Raw genomic sequence first — 20,456 nt, forward strand, 5'->3', positions numbered from 1 at the left:
ATAGGAGAATAATCTGACCTAAGTGAATTGAAAATTAAAGAAGTGATTGGGTGCAGAGTGAAAATATCTGCTGTTCAATCACTTCCGAAGTTTTGCACCACTTTGAAATAAGGCATATTGTAAAAATTTTTTTCCAAATAAAGGCTTACTCCGCATCCCAGTGATTGGAAGCTTGGATTGAGGATATTCTGCCGATGTCCGGGTGAATTCATCCAAAGTTTCACCACCTCTTTTGCAAAGGAAATGTAAGTGTGAGGCGGAATGGTCTCTTTTTTCGAAGTGAAAGCATAAGTGAAAACACCGGAAGGATAGGGGGGATTTACCTTTCGGCCATTTTCATATTGCAGACCATAGGTCGAGCAGATATTCTCCCCATAAAATTCCGGATTCAGCCCCTCTAGATGAAATCGATCTTGCACCGTGCGCTTGATCCGAATCTTACTCGTATGAGAATAGAAGCCATATTTCACCATATCAGATGCATGTCCGGCAGCTACATTTTCGATTTTTGAATTGTATTTGAACCTTGGCAGCTTGGCTTTTATCCGCTCTTCATTTGTCACAAAAAATATAGCAGCCTGCAAAAGTGCAGCATCTGGCTGATTGAAGTCTATCTGCTCATAGAGTGCCTCTATTCTGTAAAAAGTGAATTCGTCATACTTGGAATAGGAATCCTTAGTCCAAGTTTGGCCCATTGTAAATTGAAAAATCAGGGTAAACCCAAAAACCAATAATTTTCTCATCCCGTCGAATTGTTATTTCTTAGGACGTAGTCGATTCTGAATTATTTTTGGTAACCCTGATTTTTATTTTTTGGTCTACTTGCGACCACCCTTTGCCAAGATCCTTGTCGACCTGAATCAGTTGTCCTGAGGGATAGTAAGCAGCAGTTGAATTACTTCCTTGGGTGTACAGGCCTTGCCCAACATTTCATCCTGCAGAAATACCTGAAGATTGTATTCCAATTCAAAAATGAGCCCATTGATGAAAACAGGGTCCATGTTCAATTTTTGGATAAAATGGTCATTCTTTCGTTGGCCTGAGAGCGAGATGCCATAGGAGTGGAATACTTCCACTGCTTTTTTGAGTTGTGCGTAATGTTGGTTCATATTTCAAATTTTTGGTGGTAGTAACTTATACATCACCGGGGTGACGATTCTCGATAATACTGTGGAACTGATCAATCCCCCAATCAATACAATGGCAAGCGGAGAAATCAGCGGATTGGTACTTAAAGCTATAGGAATCAAACCTCCAATAGCTGTAATAGTTGTCAAAACGATCGGCAAAAATCGAATTTCTCCTGCTTCACGTATTGCAGCATCCAAAGGTTTTCCTTCCTGCCTGAGTTGGTTGGTGAAATCTACCAAGAGGATCGAAGTTTTCACTTCTATACCTGCTAACGCAATCAACCCGATGATTGCGACAAAAGAAAGTGAATTTCCTGTAATCCAGAGCGCTATGAGGGCTCCCACCATTCCAAGCGGGATTACCGAGAGGACGATAATCGTGCTTTTGAAGGTTTTGAAAAGCAAGATTAAGACCGCAATGAATAGAAATACAGTGACAATAATCACGGTGTTAAATCCTGCAAAAGACTCCTTTCGGGTCTCGTATTCTCCTCCCATTTTGAAATCATAGCCTTCCGGCAATTCGACTTGGTTCATTCTGGTGATCACTTCGTTGATGACCTCATCGGCGAGAAACTTTTGATCCACAAAGGCCGATACAGAGACCGATCGTTCTTTATTGTAGTGATCTATAGTGAGCGTACTGCTTTCCAATTCCAGATTGGCGATTTGGGAGAGCGGAACACCTGCGCCTTGTTGATTGGTGATGTACAACCCATCGAGGTTGGCAAGTGTGGCCTTTTCTTCTCTTGGAGAGGAAAGCAAAATATCCCGTTCTTGCCCATCTGGATCTGTAAATGAACCCAGATTGAGACCCGCTAAAGCCAGTCTGACCGTGCGATCCACCTCAGAAATGTTTATGCCAAGAAGTCGTGCTTTATCTTTCTGAATAGCTACCCGAACATCTGTTTTGAGGTTGGCTACGGGATTGTTTACATAGATCGTTCCCGGTGTAGACTTGACCAATTCTTCTACTTTGGCAGCGAGGGTACGTAGTGTGTCAAGATTTTCACCAGATAGACGAACTTCCACCGGCGCGGTAACGGGGGGGCCCTGTTCAAAATTTTTCACTTCGACTTTTGCTCCCACAAAGGTTGAAAATTTAGCCTTTAAGGCTTCGATCACTTCCAGCTTGCGTGGTGGCGATGTTTCTGGATTGAGTTGGACAAAAATTTGGGCATAATCCGTTCGTTCGTTTTCCGGGATTTCGTTGTAATAAATCCGTGGGTTCCCTTTGCCAATGTTTGAAGCGAAGTTTTTCAGTTCCGGAATTTGGATCAGTTCTTTTTCTACCTGCTTGGAAATTTCATCTGTTGTGCTGAGGTTGGACTGAAGTGGGGAGGTGATATTGATCAGGAAAGTTGGTTTTTCCGAAGGAGGAAAAAGACTAAACCCAATCAATGGAAACAGCCCCAAGGAAGCAATGAAAATCACTCCTGCCAGGATCAAAGTTTGCGATGGTTTTCGCAAAGCTCGCTCCAAAAGTGGGGCATAGGTGGCATGGATTCCTCTTTGGAACAAGTCAAAAACCTTGTTGGAATGACCTGCTCCCTTATCCTTGAGCATCCACGTGGACAGAAAAGGAATAATGGTCAACGAAACCAACATAGATGCCAATACGCTCATGATCACGGCCATTGGAAGACTCCGGACGAAATCTCCGGATCCCTCCGGTAGGAAAACCAAAGGTAAAAATGCGATGATCAAGGTCACGGTACAGCCTACCACGGATAATGAAATCTGTTTGGTAGCTTTCAGTGCCGCCTCCTGCTTGGAATATCCCTCTCGGATCCATCGTTCAATGTTTTCTACGACTACAATACTGTCATCCACCAAAAGACCCAAGGCGACCACCAATCCAACAATACTTAGCTGATTGAGTCCGTAACCAAGTGCATTAAGCAAAACCAAGCCAATTGCTAACGAAAGTGGGATAGAGATCATCACGATGATGGATGCCCGATTACCCAATGGAAGAAGCGTGATAAATACCAAGCCAATCGCTATCAGGAAGTCAATTCCCAAACCACTCAAGCGTCGATTGACATAGTCGGCCTGATCAAAGGCTGTGATCAAATCGATATTTTCTGGCAGCTCGCTTTTTACTTCTTCGATTGCCGTCAGGTATTTGGACTGGACTGAAGAAATATTGTTCCCTTCCTTCAAAGCGGCGGTGACGAAAATGGATCTGTAGCCATTTAGTCTCGTGATGTGTTTAGTTTCTTCAAAGTCATCTCTTACCTCAGCTACATCTTTGAGCTGGATGGATTTCCCTTGCACGGAAAAGACTACAGTTTCAGCGATTTCTTCTGCAGAAGTGTAATTTCCGCTGGTTTTCACATTGAAGCTTTTGCTTCCAGCATCTACTTGACCTCCAGGAATATTGCTGAGCTCACTTTGGATATTCCCAATGATGGCATTCAGTGGAATATTCATTTCAGCAATTTCATCCAGCTTGAGGTCTATTCTGACAATCTGCTCAGGGAGTCCGAAAAGCTCCACTTTCTTTAGCTCAGTAATTTTCTCCAATTTATCCTGAAGCCTTTCCCCATACTTTTTCAGACTTTCTCTGGAGGCATTTTCACTGATCAATGCTATCTGAAGAATATTGACATCAGAGGGACGAACCTTATTGATTCTGATGGAGAAAATGTCCTCAGGAAGCTCTGGACGAAGGGTATTGACTTCGCGCACCAGCTCCTGGTACTTTTCATTGACGTCCTCATTGTAGTTGTATTCCACAAACAGGACTGCCACACCATCCTTGATCTCGGTTTTGATTCGTTTGATGTCTTCGAGACCGTAGATCACTTCTTCCAGAGGATCCACTACCAGTTCCTCCATATCCTCAGGACTTGCACCGGGATAAATTACGATCACGGGGAACTGAGGAGACTCGATGACCGGATCTTCACTTCTGGGCATATTGAAGAACGTAGTCAGCCCTACCGCTACGGTCATCAGGAAGATGACCAGTGTGAATTGGTAATTTTTTACCGCAAAATCAGAGATACGCATCAGTTCTGAATTTGAATTTTTGAACCATCAGTCAAATAGGCACTACCGGAGGCAATCAGTTTTTTGTGATTTTCCAAGCCGCTGAGAACCTGCACAGTATTTTGTCCGATTTTTCCAAGAACCACTTTTACTTTTTTGGCTTGCTGATCATCATCGGTCACAAAAACATACCCACCCGAACCTTCCGCATCTAAAAGTGCCTCGTATGGGATCTCCCAACCGGATTTTTGTCTGGCAGGAAGAATCACCACCTTGCCAAACATGCCCGAGGCAAGGTTAGAATGCTCCTTGGTTTCTGAAGAAATCTCCACCCAATAGGCTCCAGTCATCGGATCAGCTGCCTGACTTTTGCGTATCACGCGACCTGGTATGCTGTCTGAAGAAGAGTTCAAAATCACTGCCTGATCACCTACGGAAATGATATTCCAGTTTTGATCATTGACTGTAGCCTGAAGGACCCAATTCCCCTGATTAGCCCCGTTAATTTGAAGGACTGGAGCTCCAGAACTTACTTGCTGCCCGGCGTTGACAAATTTTCGGAGAACAAAACCATTTTGAGTTGCACGGATCTGGGAGTAGGATAGGTTGAATTCTGCAGTCTTGACTTGCTGCTCAGCGATGTCCAAAGCAGTTTTGCTGTTTTGAAATTGTTCTAACGTAGCCACACTGTCCCTGTACAGCCTACCTGCACGCTCATAATCCCGTAGCGCCTTTTCATAGGCTAGTTTGGATTGGTTGAGGCCGGCTTGGATTTCGGTCAAATCCACCGCTGCCAATAGTTGTCCTTTTTTTACTGCATCGCCTTCTTGCACGAGGAGTTTGGACACGATACCCCCGACTTTAAACGAAAGGATGGTTTCATCCTTCGTAGAAAATGTACCGCTGGCGTTGATTGGCAGGGAAAAGGTGTCTTGCTGTAGTTCGATGACCCTCACAGGGATGGATTCACCTAGAGTCGGGGTTTGCGTTTCGGTTTCGTTTTTACTGCAAGCAGCAAAAAGAATCAAAAGGGGAAGGATGAAATAATGTGTGCGATATCTCATGGCTTAGAAAGTTTCGGAGGTTAGTTGACGCTCAAGGATAGCAAGCGACTTGAGCAGATCGTAGGAGGATATGGTTTTTTGAAGTGAGGCTTGAGTCAGTTGATTTCGGGCATCGATGAATTCAATGAGTGAGTTTGTTCCCTCCTTAAATCCCCGATCCACCAGTCTGAAGTAGGCTGCAGAGGACTCCAGTTTTTTCTCCGCAGATTTTAAAGCTGCCTGATTGGTTATCACTTCGTTTTTGGCAAGCTGGAGATCGAGGGATAATTTATTCTGCAGAAGTGATTTTTGATTTTGGACGGACTGTAGCCCAAGTTCACTTCGGTAAATCTGATTTCTGTTTCTTCCTCCTTGGAAAATCGGCATCGAGAGGTTGATTCCCAAAATTGCATACCGCGACTGTTCATCAAAAGCCCAATCAAAACTCTGTGAACCTAGGTCTGCATAGGTATTTATTTTGGGGACCCAATAGTTTTTGCCGGCTTTGATGAGAGTCTCTTGGATACTTTCGGCAGTTTGAACTTGGAGAATTTCTGATCTCCCACTTAGATCTTGGCCCCGGAGTAGTTCATCAAGGATGGCCAAATCTGCAAATTGCTCTTCGAAAATTACTTCGGAATTTACAGGTCGATTCAAAAGGAAATTGACATAATGTGCTGCATTTCGTTTGCGGCTTTCTGCCTCGATCAGGAGCGCATTGATGTTTTCTACTTCACTTTCGGCACGAAGAACAGAAGCGGGGAGGCCTTTGCCATTTTCCAGCAGGGATTTATTGTCGCGAAGGTTTTGCTCCACCAATCCTTGGCTGCTTTGGATGACTCCGATCGCAGTGTAGGCCGTGCAGTAATTGTAATAGGCTACCTTGATGTCTTGAATGAGATTAGCCTCGTAGGTTTTTAGCTCAAATTCAGAAAGAAGCACTTGCTTTTCTCGGATCTTTCGCTGGTAAATCAGATCTGTATTGACCAAAGGCATAGAGGCTCGAAATCTTGCATCGTAGAAGTTGTCCGGCAGCAATTGTTCTGAGACGTTTTCCAGCTGGGGAAATGCAGAAGTTCCTGTCAGTTGGTTCAAGGTGGAGTAGACGGGATTGAGCAGATCACCAATAGGAAAGTCAATGGTTCTACCCCCGGAGGCTAACGTGTAGCTTGCCCCAAAATCGAGGCTAGGAAGGAAGTAACTTTTGGCGTCTTTGAGGGTCAGGATTGCTCGCTGCAGGTCTATGTTTTTATCCTTCAGTACCAAATTATTCTCCAGACCTTCCTGAATGTACTGCTCCAAAACAGTTTGTCCATGAGCTTGAGGCACGGAATAGAAAAGCAGGCAGCCCGAGAGTAGAAGTATAGCCTTTTTCATTATTGTTCGATGTTTTATTTTTAAACAGTGTTTAATAATGGGGTAAATTTTTTTAGAGCCGATCCAGAATTTTGTAAAATTCTTCCAAACCATCTTTCACGATTTGATCCTGTCTATGCGGAAGTACTACTTCACAGCGCTTTCTGATGCTGAGTGATACCAAACCGTGAACTGTAGCCCAGACCATGTAGGAGAGCGCCTCGGGATCATGTCCTGCGAAGTGCCCAACTTTGATGCAATCATCAATAGTCATCCTCAGGTAGTTGAACGTTCCGCCACCTTCTTTCCAAGCATCATGTTCAGAATTGAAAACGTGATCAATAGGAGCTTCTTTGATAAACATAAGATCGTACATATCAGGGTTTTCCATGGCGAAGGTTATATAGACACTTCCCATAGCCTTCAACCGCTCCATAGGATGCCGGACGGTAGCGAGGACTTGCATTTTTTCCATCAATTGAATAAAACCACCCTGATGAAGCGCATGAAATATCTCGTTCTTGTCCCGGAAGTAATGGTATATGATCCCAGGGCTGTATTCGATCCGATCGGCGATGTTGCGGATAGAGGTTTTTTCCACACCTTTTTCCAAAAAAAGTGATTTGGCTGCCACCAAAATTCGATCTCGCAATTCTTCCTTATCTCGTTCCTTTCGATCTGCTATTCCCATGATAATAATTTGAACAGTCAAAAATAATTAAACACTGTTTAATTTTACAAACAAAATCAAAATTTTTTTTTTTTAAAAAAAATTCAAAACCTCATTTGGATTGGTCTTTCATCTGATCGCTGTCCCATGCATGATCATTCAGAGAGAATTTTTTGGAAAGCTCGCCTCCGAGTAGGGCTTCCTGAATTTCTATTTCTTTTTTCACTTTGGAGATGTATTCTTTTTTGTCGGCACGATAGTTTACCAGCACTTGAAGCGCCTTTTCATCGTACTCTCTGAATTGATGGGCGAGACGGTTGACAGTATACGCCCGGTAGCCCAGCTTGGTCAAAGCATCTACACCCATTCGGATGGACGTGTCGAGGTGTTCGCGGTAAATATTTTTGATGCCGAGTTCCATCAGTTCATAAGCGTCAAATCGGTTTCGGGCTCTCAGCAATACCTCCAGATTTGGGAAGTGTTCTTGGCAGATTTTCACGATTCGTTTGCTGTGTTCTGTACTATCGATGGCAGAGATCAGGATTTTGGCATCTTCTGCACCTGCTGATTCCAACAAATCCACCCGGGTTCCATCTCCAAAGTAGACCTTGAAGCCCATTTTGCGGAGATTCTCTATTCTGTCTGGGTCGGAGTCCAGAATGGTCGATTCCACACCATTGGCACGTAGAAACCGACCCACTGTGGATCCAAAATTTCCAAATCCAAGTAAAATGACCTTGTTCTTTGTTGTTATGGGATCAGCCACAAGCTCTTTTTTATCTTCAGCTTTGCCCAATCTGCTGAACAATACCTTCTCAAATAACAGCATCAAAACAGGACTCAGCGCCATGCTCAATGCGGTGACAGCCATCAGGAGATCAGTAGTTTCTTTGGTAAATATCTCCAACTGAAAAGCAAAGGAATAGGTGACAAACGAAAACTCACTGACCTGAGCCAAGCCAATTGCGAAGTTTAAATTTTCTTTTGTGTTCAGCTTTTTAAAATACCCAATACCAAACAATACCAAGGCTTTAAATGCCATGACTCCCAAGGTCAAGGAAATCACCTTGATCGGATCTGCTCCAATCAGGTCAAAGTTGATCGTAGCCCCAACTGCCATGAAAAACAAGCCAAGCAACAAGCCTTTGAAGGGTTCAAGGTCAGTTTCTAAAGCATGCTTGTAGGGGGAATTTGCTAAAATAACCCCTGCCAGAAAAGTTCCCAATGCCGGACTGAGTCCAACGATTTCCATCAAAAAAGCAATTCCGGTGACAATCAACAGTGCCGCTGCCACAAAAAGCTCCCGAAGTCTTGTTTTCACCACCAAATGCAGCAGGGGGCCAAAAGCATATCGTCCGAGCAAAATGACAACTCCAATGGCCCCAAAGATCAATAAGGTTTGGACCCAACTTGGAAAATCACTCAGGAAATTAGCATGGTCCGCTGTAGGCATGGAAGGGACAATCGCCAATAGCGGAAGAATCGCCAGAATGGGAATGACTGCGATATCTTGCATGAGAAGGACCCCAAAGGACATTTTTCCTTCCTTGCTGTCCAGTTGATTTTTTTCCTTGAGCGATTGCAGCACGATAGCTGTGGAAGACAGCGCCATAGACAGCGCCACAGCCAAACTGACATTCCAACTGACCCCCAAGCCAATGCTTAATCCAAAAAGAACAAGCGCTGTGAGCAATACCTGCGAAAGACCGACATTGAGGATGAGGTCTTTCATTTTCCAGAGGTTTTTAGGCTCCAGCTCGAGGCCGATCAGAAAGAGCATCATTACCACGCCAAACTCTGTCCCATGCATGATATCCTGTCCCTCACTCTCGTTGGTGATGAATTTCAACAGGTAAGGACCGATCAAAACTCCTGCAAAAAGGTAACCGAGAATGGAACTCATCCCCAGTCTCTTCGTGATCAGGACGCAGATAATAGCAGCAACGATGTAGATAATACTCTGTGCAAAAAAACTTTCCATGGCTCAGCTTTTTTGGATGTAGGGATAAGTGATTTCCTCTGAGTCACGGAGATCCAAAATGAGGTTTCGGTAGACTCCAGCCACCCCTTGAAGTTCAGAATCAGAAATCCGATGAGTGCCACCTAGTTGGAAATACGGCAGGTAGCGCATGTTGCAGAGATAAGCTGTTTGTTCAAAAGGCCTTAAAAATTCCTCCATGGAATATCGATTTCTTCCTTCACTGGAATAAACATCTTTGGCACCTCCAGAGGTGATGGCATTGAAGACATATTTATTCTTTAGGAAAATACCCCCCGGACCATAAGCCCAGCCATATTCCAGCACAAGATCGATCCATTGCTTCAGCAATGGAGGGCAAGAATACCAATACAGTGGATGCTGCCAGATGATCACCTCGTGCTCAAAAAGGGCTTCCTGTTCTTCTTGGATATTGATATTGAAGTCGGGATAAAGCTCATAGAGATCCCTAATCTGGACATTTTCCAGATTTCTGATTGAATTAATTAAGGTTTGGTTTGCATCTGAATGCTCGTATTTGGGATGGGCAAAAAGCACCAGAATTTTACGCATGACGATTGGCTAAAAGGTTATTCTTTTTCCTTGAAATAATACCCAAGTGCTCCAGAGGGACACTTTTTCACCTGATTAACCAATTCATCTGTGCTGGCGTTCCCAATTTCAATCCAAGGTTTGTTTTTTGGTTTGAATACCTGGGGAAGCCCTCTGACGCAGTTGCCTGAGTGGATGCATTTTTCGGCTTGCCAAGTGATGACTACTTCGCCGTTGTCGTATTCTTTTGTTGTGCTGTCATTCATGGTGGATAGGATTTTAGCTCCTCTAGTATACCAAAAACTGAGGACTAGTTCCTTTAATTTTGAGCGAAAAAGAAAAAACCTGCAGGATATTTCCGTGCAGGTTTGATTTTTTCTTTCCTGAGGTTTACTCTGTTTTGGGTTTTTTCAGGACGAGATAAAAGCAGTAGCAAGTGGTACCCAAAATTAAACCTTGGGTAATCAAGGACAGAATCAAAGCTGATGTATTCATAGAAAGGATTTTTTACGGTTAATAGTAGAATACCAAACAATGGCAGCAATAGCCAAGAAAAGAACGATCAGCTGTGTCCTGGCTAAACTGGAAAACCACATTTTTTTCTCTAGAAATTCACTGTTTTCAGGATTTGACAGGATTTGAGCTTTGATGTCCTCATGCGTTATTTTAGAAATCAATGAACTCGAATCGAGAGAGAATAAGTGACCGTTAAGCAAAGCCGAGATGGCACCTGACCAATCATTTCCCTCAGGGGTAAATAATGCACCTATAAAAACCAGTAACAATAATACCGGAGTCACATACTTAATGATGAATTTATAGATGACCGGAATATGGATGTCAGCTCCTCTGTTTAGTTCTGACCAAGCATTATTTATCCCAAATACCCAAGCAAACAGGATAATTTCTAATAAGGCAAAGACGACCAAACTCACCGTGCCTGCCCAATAATCGTATTCGTCGAAATAGCCATACTGGAAAAACAAGACTGTTGGAAGACCCATTGCAAGGGCAATCACTCCAAATGAAACCGCGCCTTTGACTTTGCTCCAGCCAAACTCATCCTTCATGAATCCCATCCAAGGTGTACCCATGGCGAGCGAAGAAGTGATTCCGGCAAAGAACAGAAGTCCAAACCAGCTCACCCCTGCAATGGCTCCGAAGACGGAACCCCATTGCTGAAACAAATACGGCATTGTCTGAAAAGCCATTCCAAAACCTGCATTCTCCATCACCCAGTCAAGTCCAAGAAAACCAGCAGCAATGGGAATTACGATTGCACTGCCAAGCAAAACTTCTACGAACTCATTGGTGAATCCGGCAGATAGGGAATTGAGTGCGATATCTTCGTTTTCTTTCACATAGGAAGCATAGCATTGGATCGATCCCATTCCCACAGAGAGTGTGAAGAAAATCTGCCCTGCCGCTGCTAGCCAAACTTTGGGATCTGCCAAAGAGGAATACTGTGGGGTCCATAGGAAGTTTATTCCGTCCCATGCGTTTGCATTTGGGAATTCGGCAGAAGCATAATTGGCTCCCATTGTCCATCCTTGATAGGCGAGAATAATTCCGAACAGCACCAAAAGTGGCATACCGATTTTCGCCACTTTTTCGATCCCACCAAGACCGGTGGATAGGATGTAGACGTTCACTCCCAATATCAGGACATAAATAAACACTGGAAGAAATTGAATGCCCAAATCAGACCCTGTGAGGTTCACATACTGTTCAAAAAACAAACTTACTTCCTCTTTGCTCATCCCAGTGAAAGTCCCAAAAATGGTATGGAACACATAAATGAAGGTCCAGGATTCGATGTAAGTATAGTAGGCGACTACCGCTATGTTGGTGAAAATCCCAAAAACGCCCACATATTTCCAGATGGACTTTTTGCCCATCGAATCCAGGATGTAAGGAGTACTGTGGTTCCCCATTTTTCCTCCAAACCTACCAATCGACCACTCAGTGAATAGCAGAGGAATACCCATCAGCAAAAAGCAGATGAGGTAGGGAATGATGAAGGCACCTCCTCCATTTTGTACGGCCTGAACGGGAAATCGCAGGAAATTTCCCAAACCGACGGCATTGCCTGCCATGGCCAAAATCAGTCCGACTCGCGAACCCCAAGATTCATTTTTTGCAGTCATAAATTTGTGATGGAAAAAAAAAGAGCTCCTACCGAATAGGGAGCTCTTAATTATTATTTAGTTAATTCTGAATTGATCAATTTACTCCAGTTGGAGGCCAAAACTGTTTCTCCAAGCAGATCCGAATAATCCTCGGCCGAGTAGATTGGCAGTTGAAGGGCTGCTTTGCTTGGATTTTTGAATTGAATTTTCAAAGCCAAATTTTCCAGGGTTTTAAATGACTTTGTTCCATTGGTTCCTTCTTGGAAATCTTCTAAAACCTCCACTCTGCTGACTTCAGGTAATGAAATCGCGAGCTTTTCTTCCTTTTCCCCAAAGTTGCAATAGACTAATGTTTTGTTTGGCTGATCTATACCAAGGATAAATCTATTTCGCCAATCCTCACGCAGGGTAGGCTTAAGGTTTCGCTCTGAAATGAAGTGGTTATATTTTGCGGAGAGCTCCTTTCGGGTCCTTCTGATTTTGAGTGAATAATAGAAGAATATAGCGAATACAGCCGCCATCAATACGCTTGTCACTACAAGCGTAGGAATATCAATATCAAACATGATAATGGGTAGATTAAATTAAGAAATGTGTTTTTATGCCATGAGGCTTGGAATCAAAACACCATCTACCAAGTATGAAAGAAATAGAAAAAGGTAATTAGTACATCAAAAAGTGGCCTGGACTTTTTGAAAAAAGCAGGCGAGAGGTACTGCGAATGGGAAGTCAGCCATTCGATTTTTTCAATGGAATTGATAAAACCAGAAAGGCCTATATCCGCTTTGAATCCTGGGACTTCGGGATTTTCTGCTGAATTGCGAAATGCAAATGTAATAGCAGGTAATTCACTCAGGACAGACTGATTGCCCGTATGATCTTTTACCGATTTTGCGGTAGGAGGAAATGAAAAAGCTATCGCCAAGCTTAGCAGCCAAAAGCAGCTCAAGAGTAAGGCGATTTTCTGTTTTTTCATCTTTTTATACTCCAATCAGTCGACAAATGTAATCGATATTCTGCTGATAAATCAAAGAGATAGTCAGCAATTATTTCAAGTCAAAAACCAAGGCTTCGTCGATACCATTGGTCAATTTTACCGTCTTCCAAGGAGCGCTTGGAAAGAGCAAAGAAGTCATCACCAATTCGCCATCATTTACAAAAAGCTCCACCGAACTCGCATCCAGAAAGATCCTCAATGTTTCAGCTTTCCAACTCATCGGTGCGGAATGCATGGCTGCAAAATCTGGGTGAAAAGTGTTTTTTCCAGCATAGGTTCGATCTATGGATACTAAGCCCATCTCCTTTGAGATCGTAACTTTTTCTCCGACTTCATTGGATAGTACCAGCGAAAAAGCATCCGATCCGTCCAATTCCATCTGAATTTCTACTGACTGAGAAGGGAGATTGCTTACCTGATTGACCTCGATAGGATCAATACGGAGTTTCTCGAGTTCTTTGGCAGGGGAGGACTTGAGGAGCAAGACGCCATTCACCTCGATCAGGCTCAGCTCCCGGACTAGTGTCATTGCCGATCTCCAAGTGTCGGTAGGAACAACCTGCGCATACAGCCAATTGCTCATCCAACCTATAAAAAGTGTCCTATTGTCATCTTCTTCAAGATTGGACCAAGTCACACCTGCGTAATTGTCCGGACCATAGTCCAGCCATCGGATCATCGTGTCGTCTGGGGTAAATGTTCCGTTTTCAAAGTTTCCGATGAAATATTGGGTAGCTGATCCTTTTTGTGGGCCACCTGGATTGATACTTACAAGTAAGACCCACTTTTGCTCCCCGCTAGGAGCTGTAAATGGTAGAAGGTCCGGACATTCCCAGACACCACCATGGGCACCGATCCCTTGTCCAAATTCTCCGCTAAATTTCCAGGTTTTTAAGTCTGTAGATTCAAAAAACTGGATTCTATCTTGCGCTGCGAGGGTCATATTCCAAGCTTTGCTGCCATCAGCTTTTAGAATTTCCATGACTTTTGGATCCCGGAAGTCCCGCACTCCCTGGTTGGGCAAGACAGGATTTCCTTTATATTTTGTCCAGGTTCGGCCTTTATCAGTGGAGTAAGCGATTCCTTGACTTTGATAATCTGTCTTGCCTGATTGTTCTCCTGCCATATTGTGGTAGGTGAAGATAGCCACGATAGGAGGAATGTCTTCTGTTCCGAGTCCTGAGGTGTTTTCCCGGTCAAATACTGCGCTGCCTGAAAAAATATACCCCAAGCTGTCAGGGTAAATGGCGATCGGCAATTCCTCCCAGTGAACCAAATCGGTAGAAACTGCATGTCCCCAATGCATTGGCCCCCAAACGGTAGAATCTGGAATATGCTGAAAAAACAGGTGGTATTCCCCATCTAGAAAAAACATTCCGTTGGGATCATTCATCCAGCCCTTTTTTGGTGTGAAATGATACTCAGGCCGGAAAGGCTCTGATTCCGAAGCAGTGAACGAGACCTCGGGACGTGTACTACAGGAAATAAGGATCGGTAGAAATAGTGCCCAAAGGCTTTTGGTGAATATTTTGGCAAATTTTTTCATTTGTTATCAAATAATACAGCCTTGGGACTGTTCTACAAATTAGTGTCAATTTTAACTTATAAGTCTTAGTTTTGTCTGACCTTTTTTTGAGAAAAGTAAAATATATGAAAGGAATCATCTTAGCCGGGGGATCCGGCACACGGCTATACCCTTTGACCATAGCAGTCAGCAAGCAACTCATGCCTGTCTATGACAAGCCCATGATCTATTATCCATTGTCAGTATTGATGATGGCGGGCATTCGTGAGGTGCTGATCATCACTACTCCAGATGACTCTGCCTCATTCCAAAAGTTGCTTGGTGATGGATCTCAGGTAGGATGCCGCTTTGAATATGCCATTCAGCCGAGTCCTGATGGTCTAGCACAGGCGTTCATCATTGGTGAGAAGTTTATTGGAGAAGATAAAGTTGCCCTGGTATTGGGTGACAATATTTTTTACGGATCTGGACTTCACCGAACGCTACAGGAAAACACCAATCCAGACGGAGGGGTTGTATTTGCCTATCACGTCAATGATCCAGAGCGGTATGGCGTAGTGGAATTTGATGAAAACCAGAAGGCAATATCCATCGAGGAAAAGCCAGCAAAGCCCAAATCGAATTATGCTGTTCCGGGACTTTATTTTTATGACAATGAGGTAGTGGAAATCGCCAAAAACATCAAGCCGAGCCCACGTGGCGAATTGGAAATCACCGATATCAATAATGAATATCTCAAGCGGGGAAAACTACAGGTGGCTATTTTGAATCGTGGTACAGCTTGGTTGGATACTGGAACACACCAGTCACTTTTGCAGGCCGCTCAGTTTGTAGAAGTCATTGAAGAGCGGCAAGGCTTGAAAATTGGCTGTATAGAGGAAATTGCCTACCGAAACGGATTTATTGGAAAAGGAGAACTACTCAAAGCTGCAGACAAACTAGGCAAAAGTGGCTATGGGGGATATTTGAGGAAATTGGTACAATAAAAAATCGTAAAAGCGTATTTCTCAATTTGGTCAAAGGGAAATACGCTTTTATTTTTTGACCAAAAATTGGATTGGATTACATTATTTTTCTCCGCTTGAACCAAATGTAAATCATCACTGATATGCCAATCATCATGGCCCAGGTGAAATAATAGCCATTAGACCATTGCAGCTCGGGCATGTGCTCGAAATTCATTCCATAGACTCCTACAATGAAAGTCAGCGGGAGGAAAAATGCCGAAAAAACCGTCAATAGCTTCATGACCTCGTTGCTTTTTTGAGAGGTGAGGTTGAGATGAGTGTTTAGAATGGAAGTGGCATCTTCGGTTACTTCGTCAAAGTGAAGGATAAGATTGACACATGTTTCTTTCAGATCCTGAAGGGCCGAATCATGGATCTCTTTCACTTGAATCTGATTCAATACATTCAGTGTCAGTTGGAGGATTTTTTTACTGATTCGGGATTTGGCTTTCTGAAAGTAAAGTGCCTGAATGGAGATTTTTCCGGTTTTATTTAAGAAAATTTCTTTTTCATACTCGTCCATTTTGTCACTCAACCAATCCAAAGGTGCCTGATAGGTAGACAACATTTGCTGTAGAATCTTAAGCATCAAGTCTTCCGGATCATCAAATTCTTCCTTGAACAGGTCTTCTAAAAAGCCGAATGGTTTCTGGTGGATGGTAATCAATCGATCCGCACTGAGAACGAAGGCGATTTTATTAGTCAGCTTGGTAACTTCCGCATAGTTGTGGCTGGGCTCAGTCGAATAAGCCCGAATAATCACAAACGTGGTACCATCCTGCTTTTCGATTTTGGGTAGGTGACCATGCTGTAGCGAATCCTCTAAAAGCTTGATTTGAATGTGCTCGGGTTCTGTCAGATCGACCAGATCTTTTTTCTTTGGTTTCTCTAGATCTAGCCATTCAAAGGATTCAAATTTTTTGGAGGTTTGGCTCATTGGGTTGGGAGATTTGCGGCTGGGTATGAAGCTGTGATTTTTTTCAATTTAGGAAAAATTGTACTTATCCGATCTCTTGATAAATCCTCCCAACTTCTTATCGCATGATCTGTTCCAAGCTGAGTCGCAGAATCTCTGCCATATTATTACAATGCAAAAAATCGGGATTCTTGTAATGCTTAGCTAATTCATCCCGTAATTGTTCCACATTCTGAATCGGGGCGATACGGTCTTTCTCCATAGCTTGGAGGACGTCCTCCATCTCCTTGTGTGAGGATTTAAATCTCGTAGCGATCAGTGCCCGCTCCTCTCGCTGATATTGGCGCATAGATTCCGGGGTGATGTATTTCATCCCCAATTCAATTAGGATATTATTTTCCTTGAAGTATTGTGGGAGGTAAATTGATTTTTTCCCCTCATAGGACTGCTGGTCAAAGTCAATCGCACGTATCCGATAGTGTGTTTCCTCAAAATCCGGAGTGACGTCTACCACGAAGTTTGAGCTATGCATGTCTCCCAGAAGCCTGACAAAACAGCGCTCATTGAATTTGACAAACTCTTTGGAGAGACGGATAGGATTCAGATTAGGGTCCTCGTTCATTTGCCGCATAAACTTGTCTCCAGGAATGCCAGCGATGTGTTCCTCAATCAGGGTATTTCGATGTACAAGGTAGCTGATGCGGTTGGGTGAAAGCAGGTGCTCCAATTCGAGCCCATATACTCTAGAAGCATCTGCATTTTTGATGTAGAAATAATCAAAGTTATCGTTGATCCGATTGACAATTCGAACTCGGAAAGGTTGGGTATTGCCGTAGATGCAGAGGTCTATTCTGTCCACATAGAGGTGGTTCATCACACTCATATCGCCTCCAGCTTTGAGCAGGGCATAGATTTTTTTGACGTTTAGATGTATCTCTTCCCGGTCACTCTGATCATAAAAAACCGTTTCCCAAAGCGTATCCTGTTCTTTGGAATCGTAAAGTGCGATCGAACTTGTATAGCGGAGTAGTTCGTGGTAGTGAATGGGAATATCCACTTCCCGTGCATAGTCGACCAAGTAGCTCCGGAGCCCTTCGCTGATGGAGTAAATTTGCTTTTTTCTACTGATCAAAGCCATACCTCAGAGGTCTACATGCTGACTCTTTTTCAGATTTCTATCAAAAATGAATGGTCCAAACGGTAAAACAGAGGCCACCAATGCAAAGAATGTTCTTCCAAATTCCCACTTCAGCTTGCTGGCTGTAGGGAAGACTATGTAGATATACAGGATAAACAAAACTCCGTGAACCCATCCGACATAGGTCACTGCCAATGGCTGGTCAAACATGTACTTCAGGGGCATGGCAATAAACAGCAACACCAAAAATGATATCCCTTCGATCAGGCTGATCCATTTAAATCGCTTGGCCCAGGTGGTTTGTTCTGCGTTCATTTTTTGTTTGTCGAGAGGTTAAATAGAATTTGAAGTGAATTCCAAAGTTTCACTTTCAGTTTTTTGTCTTCGAATATCGAACTGAGAGAATCCGCAAAAAGGTATTCCGTTTCATCTATAGCATGAACTTCATAAGACTGATCAAACAATGCATTGACAGGATGCTTGATGACTCCAAATTTGAGTACGACATGTGCATTCAATGCTTGGAATTCCTCCATACTGCGGTTTTCCAATCTTGCAGACGAGACCATTCCCACTTCATTCATCGAATGCCCCACGGCTTTGATCATATTGACCAGCATTTCCATCACTTCTGGATTGAGTGTTGGTTCTTCGTGCAGGACCAAGATACCCTTGGAAAAATTCCCCCTTACGGCTATAGGATCCAGGATTGGTTCTGCTTGGACGGGTCTTGTTGGGCTAACTTCAGCCTCAGCCAACTGTCTCAAAATATCCTCCCGATCTTGTGGAATTAAATAAATCTCTTCGGTAAGCAGTGACTGAAGTTCCTCGATACTGTCATTTTCCATGGGAGGAAATTGGCTAAAAATTGCCGTATGGCAAAGGAGAAGTGAGAATATTACCTGTTGATTTTTGCTAGGTAACTATACCAAATCAACGGAAGTATGAAGGGCAAATGGAACAGGCAGCAGAGATCTCGCTGCTATTTATTTGATATCCAGATTGAAAATGGACTTCAATTCCACAGCATCTTCCGGCTTCATGCGTTTGGCCAAGACCAATCTGAGTTGCCTTCTTCTCAAGGCACCTTCGTATAGATCTTTTTCCTCCTCGGATTCTGCGATAATTTCAGGGACTTCGATTGGTCTGCCATTTTGGTCCACAGCTACAAAGGTGAAAAATGCACGATGAGTCATGATTTTCTTCCGGGCAGGGATATCTTCCGCTGTCACTTCAATGAACACCTCCATAGATGAGTTGAATGCCCGGGTCACTTGAGAGCGCAGTGTGACCACATTTCCCAAATTGATCGGCTGCTTAAACGAAATGCTATCAGCAGATGCTGTGACTACTATTCGGTTGGAATGCTTCTGTGCTGCAATCGCCGCCACGATATCCATCCAATGCATCAATCTACCTCCCATGAGGTTGTTTAGGGTGTTGGTGTCGTTGGGAAGTACCATTTCGGTCATGATGGTGACCGATTCTTTTGCCGACTTTTGCTTTGTCATGAAATTGAATTTTAACAAAAATAGAAATAAAATTTGGTCAGATTAGAGACGAATTAAAATTTCAGAATTTTATTCTGAAAATAATTCCAGTCAAGCATAAGCTTTGTTATTCCGGATTTCTTCACTTCCAAAATTTCAAATTTTTCATTTCCAACCCTCTTTACCTAAAAGCGGAACGAATGCAAAACCATCAAATTCTTCTCGAATTATGTCCTTTGCAGACTTTTTGGTGATTTTCACCATGGCTTGGCGCTTGCGGTCCCCTACGGGAATCACCAATATTCCTCCGATTTTGAGCTGCTGAATAAGAGCTTCTGGGACTACTGGCGCTCCTGCCGTGACGATGATTTTGTCATAGGGTGCATGCTGGGGTAGCCCGCCTGTACCGTCGCCGTAGAATAAATGCAATTCTACTCCGAGTCGCTTCAAAAAACGTTGGGTGTTTTCAAAGAGCTTTTTTTGATACTCAATCGTGAATACCTCCGCTCCCAAAAGGTGTAAAATCGTTCCTTGGTATCCAGATCCTGTTCCGATTTCGAGTACTTTTTCACCAGATTTGATATCCAAAAGCTCAGTCTGAAATGCAACCGTGTAGGGTTGTGAAATAGTCTGACCCTCGCCAATCGGAAACGCTTTGTCCTCGTAGGCATGGGAAATGAGTGCAGAATCAAAGAAAAAATGACGGGGCAGGTTATTGATGGCTTCAAGTACCCGTTCGCTTTTGATACCTTTTGCCCGGAGCTCAGCGACTAAGGCGCGGCGCTTTCCTTTGTGCAGGTAGGTATCTTCAAGTTTTAGCATGTTGGGAAGGTTTGGTGGTCGAAGTTAAATGAATATTTGCCTTACTTTGAACCGGAATTGGCATTTTTTGCTTATTCCTTTGATCCATTGAAGTTTAATTTTACGTCATGTTTACAGGAATAATTGAGTCGTTCGGTACGATCGAAAAAATAACCCAAGAGGGCAGCAATGTACATTTTGATCTGAGTTCGAATATTGCCTCTGAGCTCAAAGTAGATCAATCCCTTGCTCATGATGGTGTATGCTTGACTGTGGTTCAAGTCATACCGGAGAGCTATCGAGTCACTGCCATAGCTGAGACGATTGAGAAGACTAACCTTTCAGGCTGGAAAGAAGGGAAGAAGGTGAACCTAGAGCGATGTATGCCTGCAAATGGAAGGTTTGACGGACATATCGTACAGGGCCATGTAGATCAAGTGGGTGTAGTCAAGTCAATTTCGGATCAAAATGGATCTTGGGTTTTCGATTTTGAATTTGATCAAGCCACAGGAAATGTGACTGTCGAAAAGGGTTCAATTACTATCAATGGCACAAGCCTGACCTGTTTCAATTCCGCACCGGGACGATTCTCTGTGGCAATTATTCCTTATACCTACGAACATACCAATTTTCACCAGCTTCAGGTAGGCGATTTGGTTAATCTTGAATTTGATATTGTGGGAAAATACATCGCCAGAATGATTAAAGGCTACTAAACCGCTGATTT

At 43.4% G+C, this 20,456-nt stretch carries 21 protein-coding genes; 2 read left to right on the forward strand and 19 right to left on the reverse strand.

The window, feature by feature from the left end; all coding sequences use genetic code 11:
* Positions 1 to 74 precede the first annotated feature (74 nt).
* From DK188_RS04150 to DK188_RS04215, 13 genes are all read right to left on the reverse strand, one after another.
* Positions 75 to 743, reverse strand: a complete 669-nt coding sequence (locus DK188_RS04150; RefSeq protein WP_111669541.1) for a CAP domain-containing protein — start codon at positions 741 to 743, stop codon at positions 75 to 77.
* A gap of 117 nt (positions 744 to 860) precedes the next feature.
* Positions 861 to 1,109 (reverse strand): acyl carrier protein, encoded by a 249-nt coding sequence (locus tag DK188_RS04155; RefSeq protein ID WP_111669542.1) that lies wholly within the window; start codon positions 1,107 to 1,109, stop codon positions 861 to 863.
* Between the two features lie 3 nt (positions 1,110 to 1,112).
* Positions 1,113 to 4,148, reverse strand: a complete 3,036-nt coding sequence (locus tag DK188_RS04160; protein ID WP_111669543.1) for an efflux RND transporter permease subunit — start codon at positions 4,146 to 4,148, stop codon at positions 1,113 to 1,115.
* Positions 4,148 to 5,191: an efflux RND transporter periplasmic adaptor subunit gene (locus tag DK188_RS04165; protein ID WP_111669544.1), complete on the reverse strand. Its 1,044-nt coding sequence runs from the start codon at positions 5,189 to 5,191 to the stop codon at positions 4,148 to 4,150. The genes DK188_RS04160 and DK188_RS04165 overlap by 1 nt, the downstream gene beginning before the upstream one ends.
* 3 nt (positions 5,192 to 5,194) lie before the next feature.
* Entirely contained in the window at positions 5,195 to 6,547 is a 1,353-nt protein-coding gene (locus DK188_RS04170; RefSeq protein ID WP_198672963.1) for a TolC family protein, read from the reverse strand.
* 52 nt (positions 6,548 to 6,599) lie between these two features.
* Entirely contained in the window at positions 6,600 to 7,217 is a 618-nt protein-coding gene (locus DK188_RS04175; RefSeq protein ID WP_111669546.1) for a TetR/AcrR family transcriptional regulator, read from the reverse strand.
* A gap of 91 nt (positions 7,218 to 7,308) precedes the next feature.
* Entirely contained in the window at positions 7,309 to 9,177 is a 1,869-nt protein-coding gene (locus tag DK188_RS04180) for a monovalent cation:proton antiporter-2 (CPA2) family protein (protein WP_111669547.1), read from the reverse strand.
* A gap of 3 nt (positions 9,178 to 9,180) precedes the next feature.
* Positions 9,181 to 9,747: an NAD(P)H-dependent oxidoreductase gene (locus tag DK188_RS04185; RefSeq protein ID WP_111669548.1), complete on the reverse strand. Its 567-nt coding sequence runs from the start codon at positions 9,745 to 9,747 to the stop codon at positions 9,181 to 9,183.
* Positions 9,748 to 9,764: 17 nt separating this feature from the next.
* Positions 9,765 to 9,992, reverse strand: a complete 228-nt coding sequence (locus DK188_RS04190) for a (4Fe-4S)-binding protein (RefSeq protein ID WP_111669549.1) — start codon at positions 9,990 to 9,992, stop codon at positions 9,765 to 9,767.
* Positions 9,993 to 10,217: 225 nt separating this feature from the next.
* Positions 10,218 to 11,873: an SLC5/6 family protein gene (locus DK188_RS04200; RefSeq protein ID WP_111669551.1), complete on the reverse strand. Its 1,656-nt coding sequence runs from the start codon at positions 11,871 to 11,873 to the stop codon at positions 10,218 to 10,220.
* 53 nt (positions 11,874 to 11,926) lie between these two features.
* Positions 11,927 to 12,421 (reverse strand): hypothetical protein, encoded by a 495-nt coding sequence (locus DK188_RS04205; protein WP_111669552.1) that lies wholly within the window; start codon positions 12,419 to 12,421, stop codon positions 11,927 to 11,929.
* Positions 12,422 to 12,486: 65 nt separating this feature from the next.
* A complete protein-coding gene (locus DK188_RS04210; protein ID WP_111669553.1) occupies positions 12,487 to 12,831 on the reverse strand; it encodes a hypothetical protein in 345 nt (114 codons plus the stop codon).
* A 70-nt stretch (positions 12,832 to 12,901) separates the two neighbouring features.
* Positions 12,902 to 14,398 carry a glycoside hydrolase family 32 protein gene (locus tag DK188_RS04215; protein ID WP_111669554.1) on the reverse strand — a complete coding sequence of 499 codons (1,497 nt, stop codon included), beginning with the start codon at positions 14,396 to 14,398 and terminating at the stop codon, positions 12,902 to 12,904.
* 104 nt (positions 14,399 to 14,502) lie between these two features.
* On the opposite strand from DK188_RS04215, the gene rfbA reads away from it, so the two are divergent.
* Positions 14,503 to 15,363 carry a glucose-1-phosphate thymidylyltransferase RfbA gene (gene rfbA, locus DK188_RS04220; RefSeq protein ID WP_111669555.1) on the forward strand — a complete coding sequence of 287 codons (861 nt, stop codon included), beginning with the start codon at positions 14,503 to 14,505 and terminating at the stop codon, positions 15,361 to 15,363.
* Positions 15,364 to 15,439: 76 nt separating this feature from the next.
* On the opposite strand, the gene DK188_RS04225 is transcribed toward rfbA, so the two are convergent.
* The 6 genes from DK188_RS04225 to DK188_RS04250 all read right to left on the reverse strand — a co-directional run bounded on the left by DK188_RS04225 (position 15,440) and on the right by DK188_RS04250 (position 19,750).
* Positions 15,440 to 16,321 (reverse strand): CorA family divalent cation transporter, encoded by an 882-nt coding sequence (locus DK188_RS04225; protein WP_111669556.1) that lies wholly within the window; start codon positions 16,319 to 16,321, stop codon positions 15,440 to 15,442.
* A 97-nt stretch (positions 16,322 to 16,418) separates the two neighbouring features.
* A complete protein-coding gene (locus DK188_RS04230) occupies positions 16,419 to 17,438 on the reverse strand; it encodes a hypothetical protein (RefSeq protein ID WP_111669557.1) in 1,020 nt (339 codons plus the stop codon).
* A gap of 3 nt (positions 17,439 to 17,441) precedes the next feature.
* The gene (locus DK188_RS04235) at positions 17,442 to 17,753 is read right to left on the reverse strand and encodes a DUF3817 domain-containing protein (protein ID WP_111669558.1); all 312 of its coding nucleotides are present in this window, start codon (positions 17,751 to 17,753) and stop codon (positions 17,442 to 17,444) included.
* Positions 17,750 to 18,286 (reverse strand): hypothetical protein, encoded by a 537-nt coding sequence (locus DK188_RS04240; protein ID WP_111669559.1) that lies wholly within the window; start codon positions 18,284 to 18,286, stop codon positions 17,750 to 17,752. The genes DK188_RS04235 and DK188_RS04240 overlap by 4 nt, the downstream gene beginning before the upstream one ends.
* A gap of 138 nt (positions 18,287 to 18,424) precedes the next feature.
* Positions 18,425 to 18,949 (reverse strand): acyl-CoA thioesterase, encoded by a 525-nt coding sequence (locus DK188_RS04245; protein WP_111669560.1) that lies wholly within the window; start codon positions 18,947 to 18,949, stop codon positions 18,425 to 18,427.
* A 144-nt stretch (positions 18,950 to 19,093) separates the two neighbouring features.
* On the reverse strand, positions 19,094 to 19,750 hold the full coding sequence (locus DK188_RS04250; protein WP_111669561.1) for a protein-L-isoaspartate(D-aspartate) O-methyltransferase: 657 nt from the start codon (positions 19,748 to 19,750) through the stop codon (positions 19,094 to 19,096).
* 107 nt (positions 19,751 to 19,857) lie between these two features.
* On the opposite strand from DK188_RS04250, the gene DK188_RS04255 reads away from it, so the two are divergent.
* Positions 19,858 to 20,445, forward strand: coding sequence for a riboflavin synthase (locus tag DK188_RS04255; protein ID WP_111669562.1), 588 nt, complete (start codon positions 19,858 to 19,860; stop codon positions 20,443 to 20,445).
* Positions 20,446 to 20,456 lie beyond the last annotated feature (11 nt).

This window comes from Algoriphagus litoralis (assembly GCF_003259255.1).
GTDB lineage: Bacteria > Bacteroidota > Bacteroidia > Cytophagales > Cyclobacteriaceae > Algoriphagus > Algoriphagus litoralis.

Bases quoted from the DNA above. Each gene is read 5' to 3' on its own strand.
- DK188_RS04150 (WP_111669541.1), bottom strand. From the start codon at position 743: ATGAGAAAATTATTGGTTTTTGGGTTTACCCTGATTTTTCAATTTACA.
- DK188_RS04155 (WP_111669542.1), bottom strand. From the start codon at position 1,109: ATGAACCAACATTACGCACAACTCAAAAAAGCAGTGGAAGTATTCCAC.
- DK188_RS04160 (WP_111669543.1), bottom strand. From the start codon at position 4,148: ATGCGTATCTCTGATTTTGCGGTAAAAAATTACCAATTCACACTGGTC.
- DK188_RS04165 (WP_111669544.1), bottom strand. From the start codon at position 5,191: ATGAGATATCGCACACATTATTTCATCCTTCCCCTTTTGATTCTTTTT.
- DK188_RS04170 (WP_198672963.1), bottom strand. From the start codon at position 6,547: ATGAAAAAGGCTATACTTCTACTCTCGGGCTGCCTGCTTTTCTATTCC.
- DK188_RS04175 (WP_111669546.1), bottom strand. From the start codon at position 7,217: ATGGGAATAGCAGATCGAAAGGAACGAGATAAGGAAGAATTGCGAGAT.
- DK188_RS04180 (WP_111669547.1), bottom strand. From the start codon at position 9,177: ATGGAAAGTTTTTTTGCACAGAGTATTATCTACATCGTTGCTGCTATT.
- DK188_RS04185 (WP_111669548.1), bottom strand. From the start codon at position 9,747: ATGCGTAAAATTCTGGTGCTTTTTGCCCATCCCAAATACGAGCATTCA.
- DK188_RS04190 (WP_111669549.1), bottom strand. From the start codon at position 9,992: ATGAATGACAGCACAACAAAAGAATACGACAACGGCGAAGTAGTCATC.
- DK188_RS04200 (WP_111669551.1), bottom strand. From the start codon at position 11,873: ATGACTGCAAAAAATGAATCTTGGGGTTCGCGAGTCGGACTGATTTTG.
- DK188_RS04205 (WP_111669552.1), bottom strand. From the start codon at position 12,421: ATGTTTGATATTGATATTCCTACGCTTGTAGTGACAAGCGTATTGATG.
- DK188_RS04210 (WP_111669553.1), bottom strand. From the start codon at position 12,831: ATGAAAAAACAGAAAATCGCCTTACTCTTGAGCTGCTTTTGGCTGCTA.
- DK188_RS04215 (WP_111669554.1), bottom strand. From the start codon at position 14,398: ATGAAAAAATTTGCCAAAATATTCACCAAAAGCCTTTGGGCACTATTT.
- rfbA (WP_111669555.1), top strand. From the start codon at position 14,503: ATGAAAGGAATCATCTTAGCCGGGGGATCCGGCACACGGCTATACCCT.
- DK188_RS04225 (WP_111669556.1), bottom strand. From the start codon at position 16,321: ATGAGCCAAACCTCCAAAAAATTTGAATCCTTTGAATGGCTAGATCTA.
- DK188_RS04230 (WP_111669557.1), bottom strand. From the start codon at position 17,438: ATGGCTTTGATCAGTAGAAAAAAGCAAATTTACTCCATCAGCGAAGGG.
- DK188_RS04235 (WP_111669558.1), bottom strand. From the start codon at position 17,753: ATGAACGCAGAACAAACCACCTGGGCCAAGCGATTTAAATGGATCAGC.
- DK188_RS04240 (WP_111669559.1), bottom strand. From the start codon at position 18,286: ATGGAAAATGACAGTATCGAGGAACTTCAGTCACTGCTTACCGAAGAG.
- DK188_RS04245 (WP_111669560.1), bottom strand. From the start codon at position 18,949: ATGACAAAGCAAAAGTCGGCAAAAGAATCGGTCACCATCATGACCGAA.
- DK188_RS04250 (WP_111669561.1), bottom strand. From the start codon at position 19,750: ATGCTAAAACTTGAAGATACCTACCTGCACAAAGGAAAGCGCCGCGCC.
- DK188_RS04255 (WP_111669562.1), top strand. From the start codon at position 19,858: ATGTTTACAGGAATAATTGAGTCGTTCGGTACGATCGAAAAAATAACC.